Origin of the sequence: Streptomyces sp. CA-111067, from assembly GCF_050956065.1 — a bacterium.
Taxonomy (GTDB): domain Bacteria; phylum Actinomycetota; class Actinomycetes; order Streptomycetales; family Streptomycetaceae; genus Actinacidiphila.
Map to the genome: position 1 here is coordinate 1,345,852 of NZ_CP192103.1, position 16,884 is coordinate 1,362,735.

Annotated in this window: 13 protein-coding genes and 2 CRISPR repeat arrays (1 of these 15 only partly in view); of the genes, 2 read left to right on the forward strand and 11 right to left on the reverse strand. The window is 70.1% G+C overall.

All coding sequences use genetic code 11. The features are described from left to right. The first annotated feature begins 15 nt into the window (after positions 1–15). Positions 16–450, forward strand: coding sequence for a hypothetical protein (locus ACQPW6_RS05810; protein ID WP_433888455.1), 435 nt, complete (start codon positions 16–18; stop codon positions 448–450). 62 nt (positions 451–512) lie between these two features. On the opposite strand, the gene ACQPW6_RS05815 is transcribed toward ACQPW6_RS05810, so the two are convergent. Further along, positions 513–833 (reverse strand): DUF6191 domain-containing protein, encoded by a 321-nt coding sequence (locus ACQPW6_RS05815; RefSeq protein WP_433888456.1) that lies wholly within the window; start codon positions 831–833, stop codon positions 513–515. 31 nt (positions 834–864) lie between these two features. Continuing rightward, complete coding sequence (locus tag ACQPW6_RS05820; protein WP_433894437.1) at positions 865–1,047, reverse strand: pirin-like C-terminal cupin domain-containing protein; 183 nt, start codon at positions 1,045–1,047, stop codon at positions 865–867. A gap of 77 nt (positions 1,048–1,124) precedes the next feature. Here ACQPW6_RS05820 and ACQPW6_RS05825 point away from each other — a divergent pair, with 77 nt between their 5' ends. After that, positions 1,125–2,282, forward strand: coding sequence for a tyrosine-type recombinase/integrase (locus ACQPW6_RS05825; RefSeq protein WP_433888457.1), 1,158 nt, complete (start codon positions 1,125–1,127; stop codon positions 2,280–2,282). A 57-nt stretch (positions 2,283–2,339) separates the two neighbouring features. On the opposite strand, the gene ACQPW6_RS05830 is transcribed toward ACQPW6_RS05825, so the two are convergent. From ACQPW6_RS05830 to cas3, 9 genes are all read right to left on the reverse strand, one after another. After that, positions 2,340–2,531, reverse strand: coding sequence for a helix-turn-helix domain-containing protein (locus tag ACQPW6_RS05830; RefSeq protein ID WP_433888458.1), 192 nt, complete (start codon positions 2,529–2,531; stop codon positions 2,340–2,342). 330 nt (positions 2,532–2,861) lie between these two features. Then, positions 2,862–5,514: a CRISPR direct-repeat array (repeat unit 29 nt; unit sequence CGGGTTACCTCCGCTCGCGCGGAGAGCAC). A gap of 16 nt (positions 5,515–5,530) precedes the next feature. Then, positions 5,531–5,842: a type I-E CRISPR-associated endoribonuclease Cas2e gene (gene cas2e / locus ACQPW6_RS05835; RefSeq protein WP_433888459.1), complete on the reverse strand. Its 312-nt coding sequence runs from the start codon at positions 5,840–5,842 to the stop codon at positions 5,531–5,533. Positions 5,843–5,864: 22 nt separating this feature from the next. Continuing rightward, positions 5,865–6,857: a type I-E CRISPR-associated endonuclease Cas1e gene (cas1e, locus tag ACQPW6_RS05840; protein ID WP_433888460.1), complete on the reverse strand. Its 993-nt coding sequence runs from the start codon at positions 6,855–6,857 to the stop codon at positions 5,865–5,867. Next, on the reverse strand, positions 6,854–7,528 hold the full coding sequence (cas6e, locus tag ACQPW6_RS05845) for a type I-E CRISPR-associated protein Cas6/Cse3/CasE (protein ID WP_433888461.1): 675 nt from the start codon (positions 7,526–7,528) through the stop codon (positions 6,854–6,856). Before cas6e ends, cas1e begins: the two co-directional genes overlap by 4 nt. After that, positions 7,525–8,397, reverse strand: a complete 873-nt coding sequence (gene cas5e, locus ACQPW6_RS05850) for a type I-E CRISPR-associated protein Cas5/CasD (protein WP_433888462.1) — start codon at positions 8,395–8,397, stop codon at positions 7,525–7,527. Before cas5e ends, cas6e begins: the two co-directional genes overlap by 4 nt. Next, positions 8,394–9,578, reverse strand: coding sequence for a type I-E CRISPR-associated protein Cas7/Cse4/CasC (gene cas7e, locus ACQPW6_RS05855; protein WP_433888463.1), 1,185 nt, complete (start codon positions 9,576–9,578; stop codon positions 8,394–8,396). Before cas7e ends, cas5e begins: the two co-directional genes overlap by 4 nt. An 81-nt stretch (positions 9,579–9,659) precedes the next feature. Then, entirely contained in the window at positions 9,660–10,421 is a 762-nt protein-coding gene (gene casB, locus ACQPW6_RS05860) for a type I-E CRISPR-associated protein Cse2/CasB (protein ID WP_433888464.1), read from the reverse strand. A gap of 64 nt (positions 10,422–10,485) precedes the next feature. Next, positions 10,486–12,033, reverse strand: coding sequence for a type I-E CRISPR-associated protein Cse1/CasA (casA, locus tag ACQPW6_RS05865; protein WP_433894438.1), 1,548 nt, complete (start codon positions 12,031–12,033; stop codon positions 10,486–10,488). 234 nt (positions 12,034–12,267) lie between these two features. Beyond that, a complete protein-coding gene (gene cas3 / locus ACQPW6_RS05870) occupies positions 12,268–15,138 on the reverse strand; it encodes a CRISPR-associated helicase Cas3' (RefSeq protein WP_433888465.1) in 2,871 nt (956 codons plus the stop codon). A gap of 184 nt (positions 15,139–15,322) precedes the next feature. Next, positions 15,323–16,884: a CRISPR direct-repeat array (repeat unit 29 nt; unit sequence GTGCTCTCCGCGCGAGCGGAGGTGAACCG) (it continues 1,335 nt past the right edge of the window).

Here is a 16,884-nt window from a genome sequence, read left to right on the forward strand (position 1 = left end):
CGGTCGGTTCTGGGTTTGCCCGCGGAGCTGGGGGATCACGATCACGAGGGCCATCCGGGCTGGCGGATCGACCAGTTGGACGCCAACATCGTCAACTGGCTGAACGCCACCGACCCGCGCACGATCCTGCTGCACATCCGCACCGACCCCACGCGGCGGCGAACGCCGACAGCCCCGTCACCGGGGCTCCGTCAGGCAGGTGCCTCACCCCGGCGGGAGCGGCCGGCCTCGACCGGCTGTGCGTCACGAGCGGCGAAGCAGCATGATGACGACGACGATGACGAGTATCACGACGATCGTGCCGAGTCCGATGTACATGGGGTGCTCCCTCTCGTAGAAAACCGTTTGCCGGACGGCTCCCAGGCACTGCGCCTGCTGCCGTCCACAGAGCGGCTACCCCGGTCGGCCGGGTTCAACGGCAAGAAGAAATCACGCATGCACCCGCCGTGACGGGGCAGTTGGTGCGGCCGGGCCGCGCCGGCCCCGCGGCGGTGACGGCCGCGCCGGACCGGCTACCGGGCGGCCGGCGGGATCCGGAGGACGGCTGTTCCGGCCTCCAGGTCCACCACCGTCCGGTGCGGCGGGGCGCCGTCCTCGTCGTCGTCCCGCAGGATGAGCGCCGACTGGCGCTCCTTCAGCTCGTTCTGCTTGCCCGGCGAGAAGCTGGCGTGCAGCTGCTCGAAGCCGGTGGCCGAGATCTGGCCCTGCCTGGTGCTGCCGCGCCACGGCAGCAGCCTGGCCCGGCCCGCGCGCAGCAGGAGCTGATCGGCGAAGGCCACGACGGTCAGCACGATGACCAGCCCGGGCAGAGTCATGAAGACGGCGAATCCCATGTCCCCATTATCCGACCGGCCGGCAGCGCGGTCACCGGGTGCGGCCGCGGGGTTTCAAGGGGGTCGGGGGAAGGGCGGGGGCCTGGAGCGGGGGGCCGGCGTAGCCGTGCACCTCGCCGAAGCGGGTGCCGGTGGTCCAGTCCTCGCGGGCGGTGGCGATCTCCTCGTGGGATCGCGCCACGAAGTTCCACCACATACCACGTGTCTCTGGAATCTTCCCAGCTCAGGAGGGTGATCCATCCTCAGCGGTCAGCAAAACGTCAGCACTGGACCGCAAGGAGCCGCACCGCGATGACCACCAAAGCATTGCCCCATGGAATGGGCTCGTACTTCAAGGAGTGCGAGCACGCCGCCTCGCGCTGGCCGAAGTGCCCGCACGCTTACAAGATCCGGTGCCGCGACGCCGTCGGGAAGCAGGTCGAAGAGTCCGGCTTCACCACACAGGACGCCGCCGTCGAGCGGCTCACTGAGATCTACCGCGCCAAGAAGGCTCAGGCTCGGAACCAGGGCAAGGCTGAGCGAATACGCAAGTACGGACCCATGCGCTTCGAGGACTTCGTCGCTGAGTGGCGCGCCGGCCAACGCCACCTCGCCGTCGCCTCCCTGCGGCACTTGGACTCCCTCCTCGAACACCACCTGCTCCCTGCGTTCGGGAGTCGCCGGATGAGCAGCTTCGACCACAAAGTCGTGGACCTGTTCATCCAATCCATGGAGCGCAGCGGCGTAGGTCTGGCGACGCAGGCGAACACATTCGACAAGCTGAAGGCGATCCTCCTCGACGCCCACCGACTGGGCCTCTACGACGACAATCCCTTGAACGGCGTCAAGCCGCCCCAGTATCACCCGAGTCGTGCGGTAATCCCCTCGCTCGCTCAGCTCGGCAGTCTCCGTACGGCGGGCGACGAGGCCTTCTGTCTCATCGTCGAACTCATGAGTGGCTGCGGTCTGCGCAACGGTGAGGCGGCGGCCGTCCACCTCGACAACATCGTCGCCAACGACACCTACCGGGTACACGAACAGGTCAACCAGACCACCAACACCTACGCGCGGCTCAAGCATCGCAAGGCCGACGAGTACCGGGACGTCCCGCTGCCTGCCCGCGTCCGCGAATGCATCCTGCAGTACGCGGACGCTCATGGAACCGTGGGCGGCGGGTATTTGCTGCGGAACCCCCGCAACCCCGAGCAGCCGTATCCCGCCTACTGCCTGTCCAACCAGTGGGTGTGCGTCAAGAGGTCGAGGACCGTCGAAATCCCCGACGGCATGACCCTCTACGGCTTCCGCCACTTCTTCGCCTCAAACTGCCTGTCCCACGGCATACCCATCACCGACGTCGCCGAGTGGATGGGGCACAGGAGCCTTGACATCACCTTCAGGGTCTACCGGCACCTGATGCCCGGCTCCATCAACAAGGCCGCCAAGGTCCTGGACCTCGGGCTTACAACCTGACCGTTGGCGGGTTCTCCCTTTCCAGATACGTAGAGGGAGAACCCGCAGGCCGGACCATCAGCCAGCCAACCGCCTTTGCCTGGCCCAGGCTTGCACCTCGCTGACCTTGAACTGGATCTTCGCATTACTCCCCCTCCCAAACTTGTACGGCACCAGCCCCACGCGTGGGGCCTCGCGATACACCCATTGAACCGACATGTTCAGGTACTCGGCCGTCTCCCTGACGTCCATGAACTGCGCCGCCGACACGAAGAGCCCCCTTTGACTTGCGAAGTGCACCGAGCGGAATCGCTCAGACGGCAGAACCATGGATGGTGTCGGCAGATTTGGACGAACCGATAGTTGCTGATAGCAGGTGCTCTTGCCGAACTTGTCGGCCGCGAGCCGAGTATCTGCTAAAGACTCACGGCGTCAGCATGTCGCGACCACGTCCTTCCTCCCGAGCCCGCAGCCGAAGGCAGTGGCCAGCGCTCCACCTTGGCTGCGGAGTCGTCCGGGTGTGCCGCAGATGCCCCAATTTCGGCCGTCGCCGTGCGAGCTGAAAGGTACGCGCGGCGCCTGCGGTTGCGTCCTCGGGACCGGGTTACCTCCGCTCGCGCGGAGAGCACGCCATGCCCGGCTCCACCATCACCGGCATCAACGGGTTACCTCCGCTCGCGCGGAGAGCACGCGGTACCGCCACCGGCACGGATCCGCTGCGTCGGGTTACCTCCGCTCGCGCGGAGAGCACCGGATCTGCACCGTCATCTTCGACGGATCGACCGGGTTACCTCCGCTCGCGCGGAGAGCACCGCAGCCAGGCGTACCGGTCCACGAGCTGGCGCGGGTTACCTCCGCTGGCGCGGAGAGCACGGCCGGCCGCTCGCAGAAATAGCCGGGAAGGGCGGGTTACCTCCGCTCGCGCGGAGAGCACCCCGGACTGCCCGAGTTCGACATCTGGGAGGGCGGGTTACCTCCGCTCGCGCGGAGAGCACGCTCACCGCGGCCATCACCGCTGCCGAGCCGGCGGGTTACCTCCGCTCGCGCGGAGAGCACGGCATGATGCCGCGGCCGACCGGGGTCTACGTCGGGTTACCTCCGCTCGCGCGGAGAGCACCGGTGCCGTCATCGGCTCGCAGAACGGTGACGCGGGTTACCTCCGCTCGCGCGGAGAGCACCTGAAGGTGATCACCGCCACCGCGGCGGAGACCGGGTTACCTCCGCTCGCGCGGAGAGCACGTCTCTTCGCCGGCAATGCGGTAGCTGAAGGTCGGGTTACCTCCCCTCGCGCGGAGAGCACGCCAGCCGCACCAACGTCAGCCACGCCCGGTACGGGTTACCTCCGCTCGCGCGGAGAGCACCGGTTCAGCGGCGCCGCGGCCGGCACGTACGGCGGGTTACCTCCGCTCGCGCGGAGAGCACCCGTAGCCAGCGGCCGAACGCGACCGCGGTGGCGGGTTACCTGCGCTCGCGCGGAGAGCACCTCTGCCGTCACCGACACCACGACGGCCAGCCCGGGTTACCTCCGCTCGCGCGGAGAGCACGGCGCCCATCAACCCGCCTGCGTCCGCTGACCCGGGTTACCTCCGCTCGCGCGGAGAGCACTCCCGGCGGGTGATGGCGGCCACCAGGTCGGCCGGGTTACCTCCGCTCGCGCGGAGAGCACTTCGCGGTTGGACCACAGCACCTCGACGCGGGCGGGTTACCTCCGCTCGCGCGGAGAGCACCCCGGTGATCTGGTCGCACTGCTGGGGCGATCCGGGTTACCTCCGCTCGCGCGGAGAGCACCAGCGAGCACACACACTGGCCAAGCGCCCCGACGGGTTACCTCCGCTCGCGCGGAGAGCACGAATACGTCGCCATGTGGGTGGGCAACCTGTTCGGGTTACCTCCGCTCGCGCGGAGAGCACGTGCTGCGTTCGACCAAGACCGCAACGCTCGTCGGGTTACCTCCGCTCGCGCGGAGAGCACTTCGCGGTTGGACCACAGCACCTCGACGCGGGCGGGTTACCTCCGCTCGCGCGGAGAGCACGGCGCTGGGCTGGTCCCAGGCGGCGATGACGTCGGGTTACCTCCGCTCGCGCGGAGAGCACTGGGTGAGCGAGGCCAGGAGGCGGCGGATGGTCGGGTTACCTCCGCTCGCGCGGAGAGCACCGGGCGCTTGCATTGAAGCCCGGCGCGGGTAACGGGTTACCTCCGCTCGCGCGGAGAGCACTTCGGGCCCAGATCGTCGAGCACATCGAGACCCGGGTTACCTCCGCTCGCGCGGAGAGCACGACGGAGATCCGGGCATGGCCCCGGGTCAGACCGGGTTACCTCCGCTCGCGCGGAGAGCACTAGATGTCGAGGGGCGGCACCTCGGCGGCCATCGGGTTACCTCCGCTCGCGCGGAGAGCACTCCTCCTGTCAAGATGCCTCCAGACAGGAAATCGGGTTACCTCCGCTCGCGCGGAGAGCACGGCGACTACCCGCCCGGCGCCGCGGCCACGGCCGGGTTACCTCCGCTCGCGCGGAGAGCACCAGACCGGTGCGTCGACCAGCACCGAGCGGACCGGGTTACCTCCGCTCGCGCGGAGAGCACTCCAGCTACGACGAACGCAGCCGCACCGGGGACGGGTTACCTCCGCTCGCGCGGAGAGCACGAGCACACCTACGCGCTGCCCGGCAGCCGTCACGGGTTACCTCCGCTCGCGCGGAGAGCACGGCGAGTACCTGCTCGCTGTCGTAGTAGGGCTGGGGTTACCTCCGCTCGCGCGGAGAGCACACGATCGCGACGGCCGCGACCGCCTTGCCGGCCGGGTTACCTCCGCTCGCGCGGAGAGCACTCCGGCACCGGGCCGCGAGCGGGGGCGGTCTGCGGGTTACCTCCGCTCGCGCGGAGAGCACATGCAGCGCACCGGCGACGGATCGCCCGTCTCCGGGTTACCTCCGCTCGCGCGGAGAGCACGATTCGTCGCAGCCGAGGCGTTCGCCGATCTGCGGGTTACCTCCGCTCGCGCGGAGAGCACCCTTGGGCGAAGAACCGGCCGAGGCCGACCTCCGGGTTACCTCCGCTCGCGCGGAGAGCACCCGCGCCGCGCATCTGGTCCTGGGGCACTACCACGGGTTACCTCCGCTCGCGCGGAGAGCACTCGATGTCGAGCGGCACATATCCGAACAGGATCGGGTTACCTCCGCTCGCGCGGAGAGCACATCGCCGGCGTCATCCAGTTCGTCGCCGCGTTCGGGTTACCTCCGCTCGCGCGGAGAGCACTTCCTGACCTGCGACGTCAGAGTGGCTTTGCCGTTTCTTGGCTTTCTCTGCGGAAGCCGATCAGTGTCATGCCCTCGAAGTCGAGCGGTTCGCGGCGGTGGCTGCCGGCGGTGTAGAGGGTGAAGCCTTGCTCGTTGTCGGCGGGGTGGATGAGGACGGCTGTGCCGTCGCCGGTGGAGGCGGCGACGGAGGTCCAGAGTTCGTCGCGGACTTTGGCGGAGACGGTGCCGACGTAGAGGTCGGGGGTTACTTCGAGGAGCCAGCGGGTGAGGGCGCCGCGGAGGTGGTCGGGGACGGCGGTTGCGGAGATGGCGATCATCGAGGGCACTGGTGGCCTCCGGTGGTGGGGGTCATGAGGGTGCTGCGTGGTTGGTGCCGCCGGGGATGGTGCCGGCGATCGGGTCCCAGAGGTCGACGAGTTGTTCTTCCGGGTCGGGGATGTCGAGGCTGGTCTCCGGGTCCAGGAGGTGCTGAATGTCGGTGACGATGCGCGGGAGGAGCTTGAACAGGCGAAGGCCGTCGCGGAAGGAGCGGCGCGCTTCCGCTTCGGGGTTGGTGGAGGCGTGCAGGGAGAACGCGAGCGGGATGGTGAGGTGGGCTTTGTAGAGGTCGGCGATGTCGTAGACGAATGCCTGCTGGTTGCCGCTGTGGACGTAGCCGAGGGCGGGTGAGCAGCCCAGCGCGAGGATCGCGGCGTGGACGATGCCGTACAGGCAGGTGTTGGCGGCGGACAGGGCGAGGTTGACGGGGTCCTGGGTGTCCCAGGAAGCGGGGTCGTAGGCGCGGCGGAAGCGGTCGATCTTGTATTGCCGGGCCAGGAGTTGGTAGTGGGCCCGGACGCGTTGGCCTTCGTATCCGCGGAGTTGTTCGAGGGTGGAGCCGGCGGGGACGGTGCCGTGGCCGAAGCGGTGTTCGTACATGGCGGTGGCGACCGCCAGGCGCCGGGCGTCGTCGGCCCAGGCGCGGGCTTGGCGCTCGAGCCAGCCGGTGGTGAGGGAGTCCGGGAGGGTGGCGGCGTAGCAGCGCACGCCGCCCGAGCCGGTGATGAGGACGGTGGTTCCGTGGCGGGCGAAGGTGGCCAGCGCGCGGGAGGTGATGGAGGTGCCGGGGCCGAGCAGGACGCAGGCCAGTGCGGCGGTGGGGAGGTAGACGGTCTCGGTTCCCCGGCGTTCGCTGGTGATTTCGGCGCAGACGCCGGTGTCGTCCTGGTGGATGCGGACGATGTCGAGATAGAGGAACGACAGGGAGTCGGCGATGCGCGGGAGCATGGCGACGGTGGGGGCGGCGAGCCGTCGCCGGGCCTCTGCGGGGGTGCGTTGCTTACGGGGTGGTGGTGGGGTCATCCGGTGGTCCGGGCGGGGGCGACGCTGAGCAGGCCGCAGCCGTATGCCTTGCCGCGGCCGATGCCTTCGCTGATTTTCGCGCGCAGCAGGTCGGGGTCGATGATGGCGGCGGTGCCGTCGAACTGGGTTCGGGCATGGCGGAGTTGCTGCTCGGCGGCGGGGCCGTGGGTGCCGCGCCGCCCGCGGACGGCGTCCAGCGGCTGGGATTGCACGGTGAGGGGTTTGAGGCCGGCGGCTTCGGCCTGCCGTGACCACCATTCGTCCGCGGGCGCCCCGCGGAGCGCGACGACGGCGGGCAGACCGTACAGTTCGCGGGTGGTGGCGCCGGGTTTGCGGACGGCGTTGGCCACGCAGCGGTAGCGGATGGTCAGTCCGGCAGCCAGCGCGTCCAGGAGCGGGTCGAGCGGCCGGCTCAGGGCGGTGCCGTAGGCGGCCGGGAGGCGGGCCGGATCGGGCCGGTGGCTGCTCTGGAGCAGGATCTGGGTTCCGGCGGCGCTGTCCTCGGTGCGGAAGAGGACACCGAGCTGGGCCCGCGCGTCGGGGCCGACGTCGTCCGGGAACAGGGCCATCAGCCGGCGGTGCAGGTTGACCGCCGCGCCGGTGCCCTCGGTGTCGCGGCGGGCGTCGCGGGAGCGGGGGTCGGGGACGATGCGGGTCAGCCAGACGGTCATCGCAGGCTCCCTTCGGGGGCGTTCAGGTAGGTGCCGAGCCTGGTGAGGCCGTCGGTGCCGAGGCCGGCGTACTGGGTGGGCGGCAGGTGGACGGCGCGGCGGTAGAGCGGCCGGGCGCGGTGGGTGCGGTGGCTGGGGTGGAAGGAGATCGGGTCGTCGTTGATGTCGCCGGAGCTGTGGGTGCCGTCGTCGCTGTTTTCGGCGTTGAGGTGGCTCGGCGCGGGCAGCCGGTCCAGTGGCCGGTCGGACAGGAACTCCACCGGCCGCGGTGCGCCGCGCGGTGCCCGCCCGGCCAGTGGCAGGTGGACGAGGTGGTGCAGGGCGTCGCTGGTGCGTCCGAGCAGGAGCGGACCCTCCGGCGGGCAGGAGCGGCGTCCGAGGAAAAGTGGCCACTGCGGCGACCGCAGAGCCTGCGCATACCGGCCCAAGAGGGCCTCCCCATGCCCGGCATCGGCACCGGCACCGGCTTCGGCATCGGCCGGAAAGGTGAGGGCGACGGTGAAGGTCGCGTCGGCGAGGTAGTAGCGGTGGCTGAGCAGCGTGCCGGTGTCGCCGGTGCGCTTCTTGCCCTCGGCCGTGGTGACGGTGGCTTTGGCGGTCAGCCCTCCCCCGACGGTGTGCAGGTCGCGCAGGACCACGCCGGGCCGGTCCACCCGAACGGTCAGGGACAGCCTGGTCAGGTCGTCCACCGGCGCCTCGCGTCCTCGACCGAGTGCGGCAGCCAGCAGGCCCAGGACTCCGGATCGGGTGGGAAATCCGGCGGTGTCCCGCTCGTTGAAGTGGCTGAGCTCTCCCCAGGACTGGAGGGGGCCGGCCAGCCGCAGCAGCAGGCCGGGTTCGGCGCGGGCGTGGGCATCCGTCGTGCTCATACGGCGGTTCCGGCGGACTGCTGGCCGAGCGCGGTGTCCAGTGCGTGGGTGATCAACTCGTCGAAGGAGTCGCGGCGGGTGCCCAGGCCGGTCAGTTTCTGCACCTGAACGGACGTCCAGCCGGAGGCGAGGATACGGCCGCTGCCCAGCAGTTTGTTGGCGGCCTGGGCGTAGGTGTCCAGTTGGCGGATCGAGCCGTCCATGAAGCCGCCCTCGGCGGCGCCGCGGACGGGCCTTTCGAATGCTGCCGCGAAGGACAGCGGGCGATCGCTGCGAACCGACAGGTGCACGAGGTCCGGGATGGTATGCGGGGCGGTGGAGTTCTTCTTGGCCTGCGGCAGCGACTCGATGAACGCGGAGAGGAACGCACCCACCAGCTCCCATGCGGCATCGGTGTCATCACCGATGTTCGCGGCGAGGTCGCGCAGGTCGACGGTGGCGTAGCGGTAGAAGGTGCCCGCGCTGAACTCGGTGTGGCCCATGTGGCCGCTGCCGGTGGAGTCCTGCCAGGCGGCGGTGATGTCGTCGACCGCGGAGAAGTAGTCGAGTTCGACGTCGGTCTGGTGGGTGGTGAGGGCGTGGGCGACCTGGACGGAGCCGTCCACGCCGGCGTCGTCGACCTCGGCGAGCATCCGACCGAAGAGGTTGATCACGCCGTTGCGGGAGCGCAGTACCTGCTCGATGCGGTCTTTGGGCAGGACGCTCTTGTCGGCCGGCTTCTTGATGTCACCGGCCGCTGCCAGCGCGGCCTGGTGTTCGTCGGCCAGGTCGGCGAGTTCGGCGACGGCGGACTCGGGCACGTAGACCATGGCGTTGGTGAGCACCTTGTTGGGGACGATCTGCGCCGGGTCGTCCTTCTTCTTGGCCAATTCGAACTTGATGCTGCTGCCGGCCGCGATGTGCCCGCCGGCCCGTTGGGCGAGCGCCGCGGACCAGCCCCGGCCCTCCAACTCGGCGGTGACGCGCTCGCCGATCCGCCGGGTCCGCAGGGCGGCGTAGCCGATGCGCTCCTGGAAGACCTCGCGCGCGGCGCGCTTCCACGACTGGCTGCTGACCCGGGTGCGCAGCGTGTTGCCGTACTGCACGGTCTTCACCGAGTTGGTGTCGTCGCGGTTCAGGTTGGCGAAGGGGACGGACTGCAGAATGTGGATGTCGATGAAGCGGGCGGGGGTGCTGTTCATGAGGGTTCTCCGTGTGGAGTCGGGTCTACGACGAGCGGGACGGCGTGGGGCCGGGGCGGGTGGAGGTGGGGTGCAGGCCGGTCACTGCGGCGGATCGGATGCCTCTTGCGCGGCCTCCTCGTCGTCGGTCTTGGCCGCCTTGACCTGGTCCTGCTGGGCGCACATCCAGTAGAAGTCCTGGAGCCAGCGGCGGGAGATCTGGCCCGAGCGGGTCGGCCAGGCGATCAGATCGGCCAGCAGCCGCGCCCAGTCCACCGGCACGTCGAGATTGCGCAGGTAGCCGACGCTGGCGGGCAGATGCCGGTGCAGACCGTCAAGGCTCTGCCGGGTGAGCAGGTTCAGGCGGCTCTCCGCGGTCGACAGCCGCATCTCCCGTTCCCGGCCCGGCGACAGGACGACGGCGCTTGCGAACGCGATACCGAGACTGCTGCCGGAGCGGCGGGGGCGGCGTGCCGGGCCGGCCTCGGCGGGCGGCACCGGAGCCGTCGTGTCGGTAGCGGCGGCCACCGGCACGGATTCGCCGTCGCCGGCTTGGTCCGCGTCGTCCTCGGTCTCGGCGGCGGTGAAACTGTGCCGGGGCTGGGCGGCGATCAGCGCGGCTACCGTGAAGTACGCCCGCTGCTCGGTCTCAACGGTTTCCGTGCCCTGGGGCAGCCAGGGCGTGATGAGGCGGTGCATGCCGCGGGTGTGCGCCACGTCGTCGAGGCCGCGCCGTAGCCCTTTGCGCAGGGCTATGCGGGCTCCCGGGTCGGTGCGGCAGAGGTCTTCGATCCGTCGGATGTACCTCTGGTGCAAGGTGGGTCGGACCGCGGAGCGGTCGCTCGGCTCGGTCTGGTCGGTCATACAGGGCCTTCTGTCGATCGGAGATGAGCAGGGTGCTGATCCGTGGCCGGGAGCGGCAGCGTGCCTAGCGGTTGCGGCGGCGCCCGCCGTACAACTCGATCCGCGCTTCGGACACCGCCTTCGCACCGCGCAGCGTCCGCGTCACCGACGCGGTGACCGTGTCGTACGACGCCTCGGCCAGCCGCAGGAACGCCGAGCGGGTGGCGTCCAGGTCCAGGCCCCCGCCCAGTGCCCTGCTGGTGCGATCCAGCCGCCTGAAGCGGGCCCAGAACTCGGCCTCCGCACCCGGCCAGTAGCGGGCCGCGGCCTCGGCGGACCACGTACCGGCATCGGCCTTCGCGTCATCGAGATACGCCGCCCACGCCCGCTTCACCGCACGGTCGAGCCGCCGCCCGTACAACTCTCCGTACTGCCGCAGCCGCGCCACCGCCGGGCGGGTGGACGCCTTCAACTCCTCGGCGTGCCCCAGTACCGGGGGTGTGGACCCCTCGACGAACTGGGTGTCCTTGGCCTGGCCCTCCTGCTCGAAGCCCAGCGCCCGCACCCGCAGCGGCCACTCCCCCAGTTCCTCAGCCGAGTCGAAGACCGGCGGCCGCTGCGGGCCGTCGTCCTCGGCCATGCGGTGCAGCAGCAGCGCGTCCAGGTCGCGCCACAAGGCCCGTCGGGAGTCGGCGGGGCGCGGATAGCGGTTGCCCTGCTTGCTGATCTGCCAGATCAGGTAGGCGTCGTCACGTTCGATACGGCCGCTGCGGTAGGCCCAGGTGATGAAGGCGTCCTGGACCAGTTCGCCGCGCTCACCGCCTGGTACTAGCAGCAGGGCGTGCTGCGAACAGGCGGTCAACCGGGCGCAGGGGCCGGCCGGCGGCGTGGGGAGCTTCTCCGGGTCGGGCAGGTCGTCCGTTTCCCACGGGCACCGGTCCTCGGTTCGGCGCACCGCGACCTTGGGCGGGACGAGGCCGGCCAGCAGCGTCTCGAACAGCGTGGCGCCTTCGGGGTGGTAGGACAGCGCGGTGCGCAGCGGGCCGGCTGTGGTGCTGGCGCTCTTGATCCCGTTCACCTCGCGGGCCGAGCAGCGGCCGGACGGCCCGTAGTAGTGCCATACCAGGAGGTTGAGCACGGCTTCGGGGGCTGCCGGCAGATCCGGCCGGGCATCGCTGCCGTGCCGGAACCAGGCGTGGTTGTTTCCCGAAGATCGGGTCACGATCAGCTTGTTGACGCCCGCGGTGTTGTCGGGGTCGCACTGATGGGCCAGCCGGCTGTCCTGCATCCACGGACGCCCGCCGTCGGGGTCGTAGAGGAAGAAGCGGCCGGCGAGCGGCTCGAAGTACGCGTCGATGCCCTCCGCGGGGAGCCGGCCCGTGTCCGCTATCGCCTCCCGGCGCCGGTACCAACTGCCGGGGCCCGCCTCGTCCAGGCCCGTCACGCGGGCAGTGAGGGCATACAGGATCCTCAACAGCGCTGCCTGGGCAGGCGGTTCAGCGATGGCAAGGCCCTCGATGTCCTGGCTGCGGAGCAGGGCTTCGCGTAAGCCGACCCGGCCGGGCGGCTCACCGTCGTGGGAACCGGGCACCCACCGCACGGGTATCCAGGGTTCGTCGAGCAGGTTGTACATGCTGGTCACTGGGGGTCGGTTTCCTTCGATGGGTCACAATGAAGGTGAGGGTCTCCGCGGAGGCGGAGGTGAGCCATGCGTCGCTCGTAGGAAGCGGGCTCAGATTCCCCCGTGCTCGCGCAGGCGGGCGGTACCGCCCCGGCGTGACGTGGGTCAATCGGAGAACTGACCACGCCGGGGCGGCACTTGATGACTGTACTCAAGAAGTGCGTTGCTCGTAGACGATCCATCACATCAGTTGGCGACCTCCAGGCCGAGGTCCGAGATCGTGATCGTCCGGCCGCCGTGCCGCCCGCGCCAGACGCCCGCGCCATCGGGCCGCATCCGCAGCGGGACCAGGTCCCGCAGCATCGATCGTTCCTCCCAACTCCGCGGGGTGAGGCCGGTCTCGCCCTCCCCCAGGAGCCACTTGCCGGGTACGGGTGCCGTGTGGGCCATGATCTGCGCGAGTTCGGCCCGGGATGGAGAGTGCCGACCGCCCTTGGGGAGGGCCGTCCTGCCGTCCTCGTCGAGGGTGAGGGTTGTCCCGTCGGGCTGCTCGTACAGGCACAACAGGCGGCCGGAGTCAGCGCCGAGGCGGGTGGTGAGCAGTTCCTCGGTGGTGCCGGGCTCGCGACGGCTGAGCTGGTGCAGGTCGTCGTTCACGTCCGCGGGGCCGTCGATCCCGACGACGGTGGCGAAGTGCTTGGCGGCGGACTCGTTCGCCTGGCGTTCGGCGTCCATCTGGCGGAGTTCGCGTTGGGAGGCGGCGTCGAGAAGGTCGACGAAGTCTTCGGCATAGACGAAATCGACCAGCTCCTGGACGTCGCCCGGCACAGCGATGCCCGCCGCCGGGGTGGCGTGCAGGAGACCGGCGGTGCGGGTCAGCAGACTCCGGTCGTAGACGGGTCCCCAGGTGCGCGGGCAGTCGGTTTTGCCGTCCGCGGTCACCGGTTCGAGCACCACCAGCCGGGGTCGGTCTTCCACAGCGGCCCATGCGGGGCGGCCGTTCGGTCCGCGGGCGTGCCGACGGGCGCGGCCTGCTCGCTGGAGGAGTTGGGCCAGCGGGGCGAGGTCGCTGACGATCAGGTCGAAGTCAAAGTCCAATGACTGCTCGACCACCTGGGTGGCTACCAGGATGGAGGCGGGCCGCGGCCCGGACATGTCCTGTGCCGTGCGCGGTTTTCCGTACGCTGCCTGGCACTCATCGGTGATGCGCTGTCGGACGTCGGCCGGATAGCGCGAATGCAGCAGCCGCAACCCGCCCTCTGTAGTGGCCAGTTCAGGGAAGGCCGCTCTCAAGTCCCGGTAGGTGGCTTGTGCTTCGGCGACCGTGGTGCAGCACACCAGTGCCGTACCGCCATCGTCGACGACCGGACGCAATGCCTCCCGCAGGGCCCGGCGGCGGCCATTCCTGCGCAGCGGGGCCTGCGGCGCGTCGCCGGCGTCCCAAGTGACCTGACGTACCGGCACTTCGAGGACCCGCGCACGCTCGGTGCCGGTGGCGCGAGGCTGGGAGACCTCTCCCGTCGCGCCGTCGACGAAGAGCCAGCCCGGATAGCAGGGTTCGACCGCCGACGGCTCCAGGAATCCCGCGCCGCGCCGGTAGGCATCCACCAGTGAGCCGGCGGTGCGACCAGTGAGCGTTGCTGACAGCAGGACGACCGGCGCGCGGAAGGCACCCAGCCACTCCAGAAGGATGGTGAGCAGTTTGTGCATCCACGGCCCGTACGCGTGCGCCTCGTCCACGACGAGGACCTTGTCGGACAGGGCGAACAGGCGCAGGGCGTTGTGAGTCAGTGGCAGCACTGCGGCGAGCGCCTGGTCGATGGTGCCGACTCCAAGAGGCGCGAGCAGTCCGCGTTTCGCGCCGCGCAGCCATGCGTCGGCTTCCAGGGCCGTGGCGCTATCGGCGCTGATCGCGCTGCTTCCCCCGTCGCCGTCCAGATCCTCGCCCGCATAAACGGGGCTGAGCCACGCCATGGAGTGGAGGAGCGTCAGGGCGCGCTCACCGCCCAGCGCCTTGTCCGCGAAGTCCACCACCCGGGGATACATGCCGTTGGCGGTCGCCATAGTGGGCAGCGCGAAGTACACCCCGCGCGCGCCTGCCGCCCGGCCGAGTAACGACGCCGCGAACAGCGCCGCCTCGGTCTTGCCATCGCCAGTCGGCGCGGTGACGAGTACCAGGCCCGCACCACGCTCGGCCACCAACTCCGGCAGATGGGCAGTGAGGTCACACTGGAGGGCATTGGGCGCGAAGGGGAACATCGACCCGAAGTCGTCCGTGCGGAAAGCGACGCGGCCGAGGCGGGCGTCCTTCACCCGTCCTGCGGCTGCCGCCCGGGTTCGCTGCCAGTGAGCGTCGGTCTCCGTCGGAGTGCCCTCCCAGCCGGCCGGCGGCATCAACGGCACGATCGCCTCCGTCTGACTGGCCAGCCAGTCAGACACCACCACCAATCCGCTCACCACCACGGCGAGTTCGGCGGGAAGACCGGCCTTCGGCACGGCACCGCCGCCCGTCACCCTCCGCAGCTCCGCGAAGTGCGCCCGACGCTGCTCAGCCCACCCCTCCTCCCCCAGCCCCGCTTGGTACTCACTGGCCAGTGCCAGCTCCCTCGCTTTGAGTACCTCACCGAAGCGACCGTGATGGCCCCCCAGCAACTGCGCGATCCGCTGGCTCACCGCCCCCCGCAGCGACCTGGCACCCCCGCCCGGATAGCCGGCCTCGGCGAACAGCCCCGCCAGCGCCCAGTGCGTGCCCATCTCATGCCGGAACTGCCGCTCCTTCTCCGCCCCCGGCACGAACCAGTACGCCTCCTCCGCCCGCACGCCCGCGAACAACGCCGGCACCTGCGCCTGAAACGGCGGAGTGATCTTCCCCAGGTCGTGCAGCCCCGCCCAGAACGCCAGGACGGCCCGCGTGTCCGCCGCCCCCAACCCCAGCGCCCGGCCGACCCGCTCGCGCGTCCCGGCCCCGACCAGCCCGTCCCACAGAACCAGGAACACAGCTGCCGTATCCAGCATGTGACGCACCACCGGATACGCTCCGGGAAGGTTCTTCTCTTTCCCCCACATACGGCAGTCCACCCGGCCAACCAGCGCCGCCCCACCATCTCCAGTCTCCATGCCCCAGGGATAGCAGGCACCACCGACAACCACCCCCGGACGAGCGATCCCCGCTCTCGCCCAACTCCCGGGTTCTACACTCCTGTTCGTGCTGGCGGCAGGTGCGGTCCGGGAACTCGCCGCAGGGGACCTTCGGGTGGGTAAAGAAAATGCAATGCCCCTGTAGACCCGCAGGTCGGGAAGAGTGCTCTCCGCGCGAGCGGAGGTGAACCGTCCATCCGGGTCTTCCCCGGCGTCCGCCTCAAGTGCTCTCCGCGCGAGCGGAGGTGAACCGGCCGTCGGGGCGCTGTCCGGGGTCCTGGTGCCGTGCTCTCCGCGCGAGCGGAGGTGAACCGTGCAGCGGCCAGTCCTGGACTGGGTCGCCACCGTGCTCTCCGCGCGAGCGGAGGTGAACCGATCAGCCCCGGTCTCGGCGGCGCGCAGAAGACGTGCTCTCCGCGCGAGCGGAGGTGAACCGCCCAAGGCCGCGATGGACGACCTCCAGCACTAGTGCTCTCCGCGCGAGCGGAGGTGAACCGTCGGCCATGCGTTCGGCGCGGTCGGCGCGGGAGTGCTCTCCGCGCGAGCGGAGGTGAACCGAAGGGGGAACCCTTCTTCCATATGCCGATGTAGTGCTCTCCGCGCGAGCGGAGGTGAACCGTAGTAGAGCTGTCCGTCAGTGCCGACTTCGATGTGCTCTCCGCGCGAGCGGAGGTGAACCGGGCGCCGACGGTGAGCACGCCGCCGGCACCCCGTGCTCTCCGCGCGAGCGGAGGTGAACCGGTCCAGGGGCAGATCGGTCCGATCAGCTCGGTGTGCTCTCCGCGCGAGCGGAGGTGAACCGTAGAGCCGCCCATCCAGCAGTTCAGCGACGCTGTGCTCTCCGCGCGAGCGGAGGTGAACCGCCCTCGGCCTCGACATCGAGACCACCTGGGTCGTGCTCTCCGCGCGAGCGGAGGTGAACCGTCCTCGTCGGCGGGGTGCTCCCCCCGTGTCTCGTGCTCTCCGCGCGAGCGGAGGTGAACCGGTTGAGACCGTGAGCGACGCCCTGAGCATGGCGTGCTCTCCGCGCGAGCGGAGGTGAACCGTACAGCGCGCGCGACTGCGAGTTCGAGATCGAGTGCTCTCCGCGCGAGCGGAGGTGAACCGACCGGCAGCGCCGGCCTCGCTCGCTTCACCGCGTGCTCTCCGCGCGAGCGGAGGTGAACCCACGCCAGCGTGTACAAATCTGCCAACTGAGGTGTGCTCTCCGCGCGAGCGGAGGTGAACCGGCGCGGTGGCAGAGCGGAGACCCCGAGGAGCTGTGCTCTCCGCGCGAGCGGAGGTGAACCGTTGGCCGAGGTGATCAGCCGCACCGCGGAGGGGTGCTCTCCGCGCGAGCGGAGGTGAACCGGATGACGCCATGACGATTTATGGACATGACGCGTGCTCTCCGCGCGAGCGGAGGTGAACCGGGTGCGAGCGGCGCCGCGCAGGCGCCGCAGATGTGCTCTCCGCGCGAGCGGAGGTGAACCGGCAACGCTCTCCGTATTCGGATTGGTGACGAGGTGCTCTCCGCGCGAGCGGAGGTGAACCGGTGGCCGCCCTGGAGGCCATCGCCGGGCCGTAGTGCTCTCCGCGCGAGCGGAGGTGAACCGGTGGCCGCCCTGGAGGCCATCGCCGGGCCGTAGTGCTCTCCGCGCGAGCGGAGGTGAACCGGACGCGGGCAACGCCCTGTTCGGCCGGCGCGCGTGCTCTCCGCGCGAGCGGAGGTGAACCGACGGCTGA

Bases quoted from the DNA above. Each gene is read 5' to 3' on its own strand.
- ACQPW6_RS05815 (WP_433888456.1), bottom strand. From the start codon at position 833: ATGGGATTCGCCGTCTTCATGACTCTGCCCGGGCTGGTCATCGTGCTG.
- ACQPW6_RS05825 (WP_433888457.1), top strand. From the start codon at position 1,125: ATGACCACCAAAGCATTGCCCCATGGAATGGGCTCGTACTTCAAGGAG.
- cas1e (WP_433888460.1), bottom strand. From the start codon at position 6,857: ATGACCCCACCACCACCCCGTAAGCAACGCACCCCCGCAGAGGCCCGG.
- cas6e (WP_433888461.1), bottom strand. From the start codon at position 7,528: ATGACCGTCTGGCTGACCCGCATCGTCCCCGACCCCCGCTCCCGCGAC.
- cas5e (WP_433888462.1), bottom strand. From the start codon at position 8,397: ATGAGCACGACGGATGCCCACGCCCGCGCCGAACCCGGCCTGCTGCTG.
- cas7e (WP_433888463.1), bottom strand. From the start codon at position 9,578: ATGAACAGCACCCCCGCCCGCTTCATCGACATCCACATTCTGCAGTCC.
- casB (WP_433888464.1), bottom strand. From the start codon at position 10,421: ATGACCGACCAGACCGAGCCGAGCGACCGCTCCGCGGTCCGACCCACC.
- casA (WP_433894438.1), bottom strand. From the start codon at position 12,033: ATGTACAACCTGCTCGACGAACCCTGGATACCCGTGCGGTGGGTGCCC.
- cas3 (WP_433888465.1), bottom strand. From the start codon at position 15,138: ATGGAGACTGGAGATGGTGGGGCGGCGCTGGTTGGCCGGGTGGACTGC.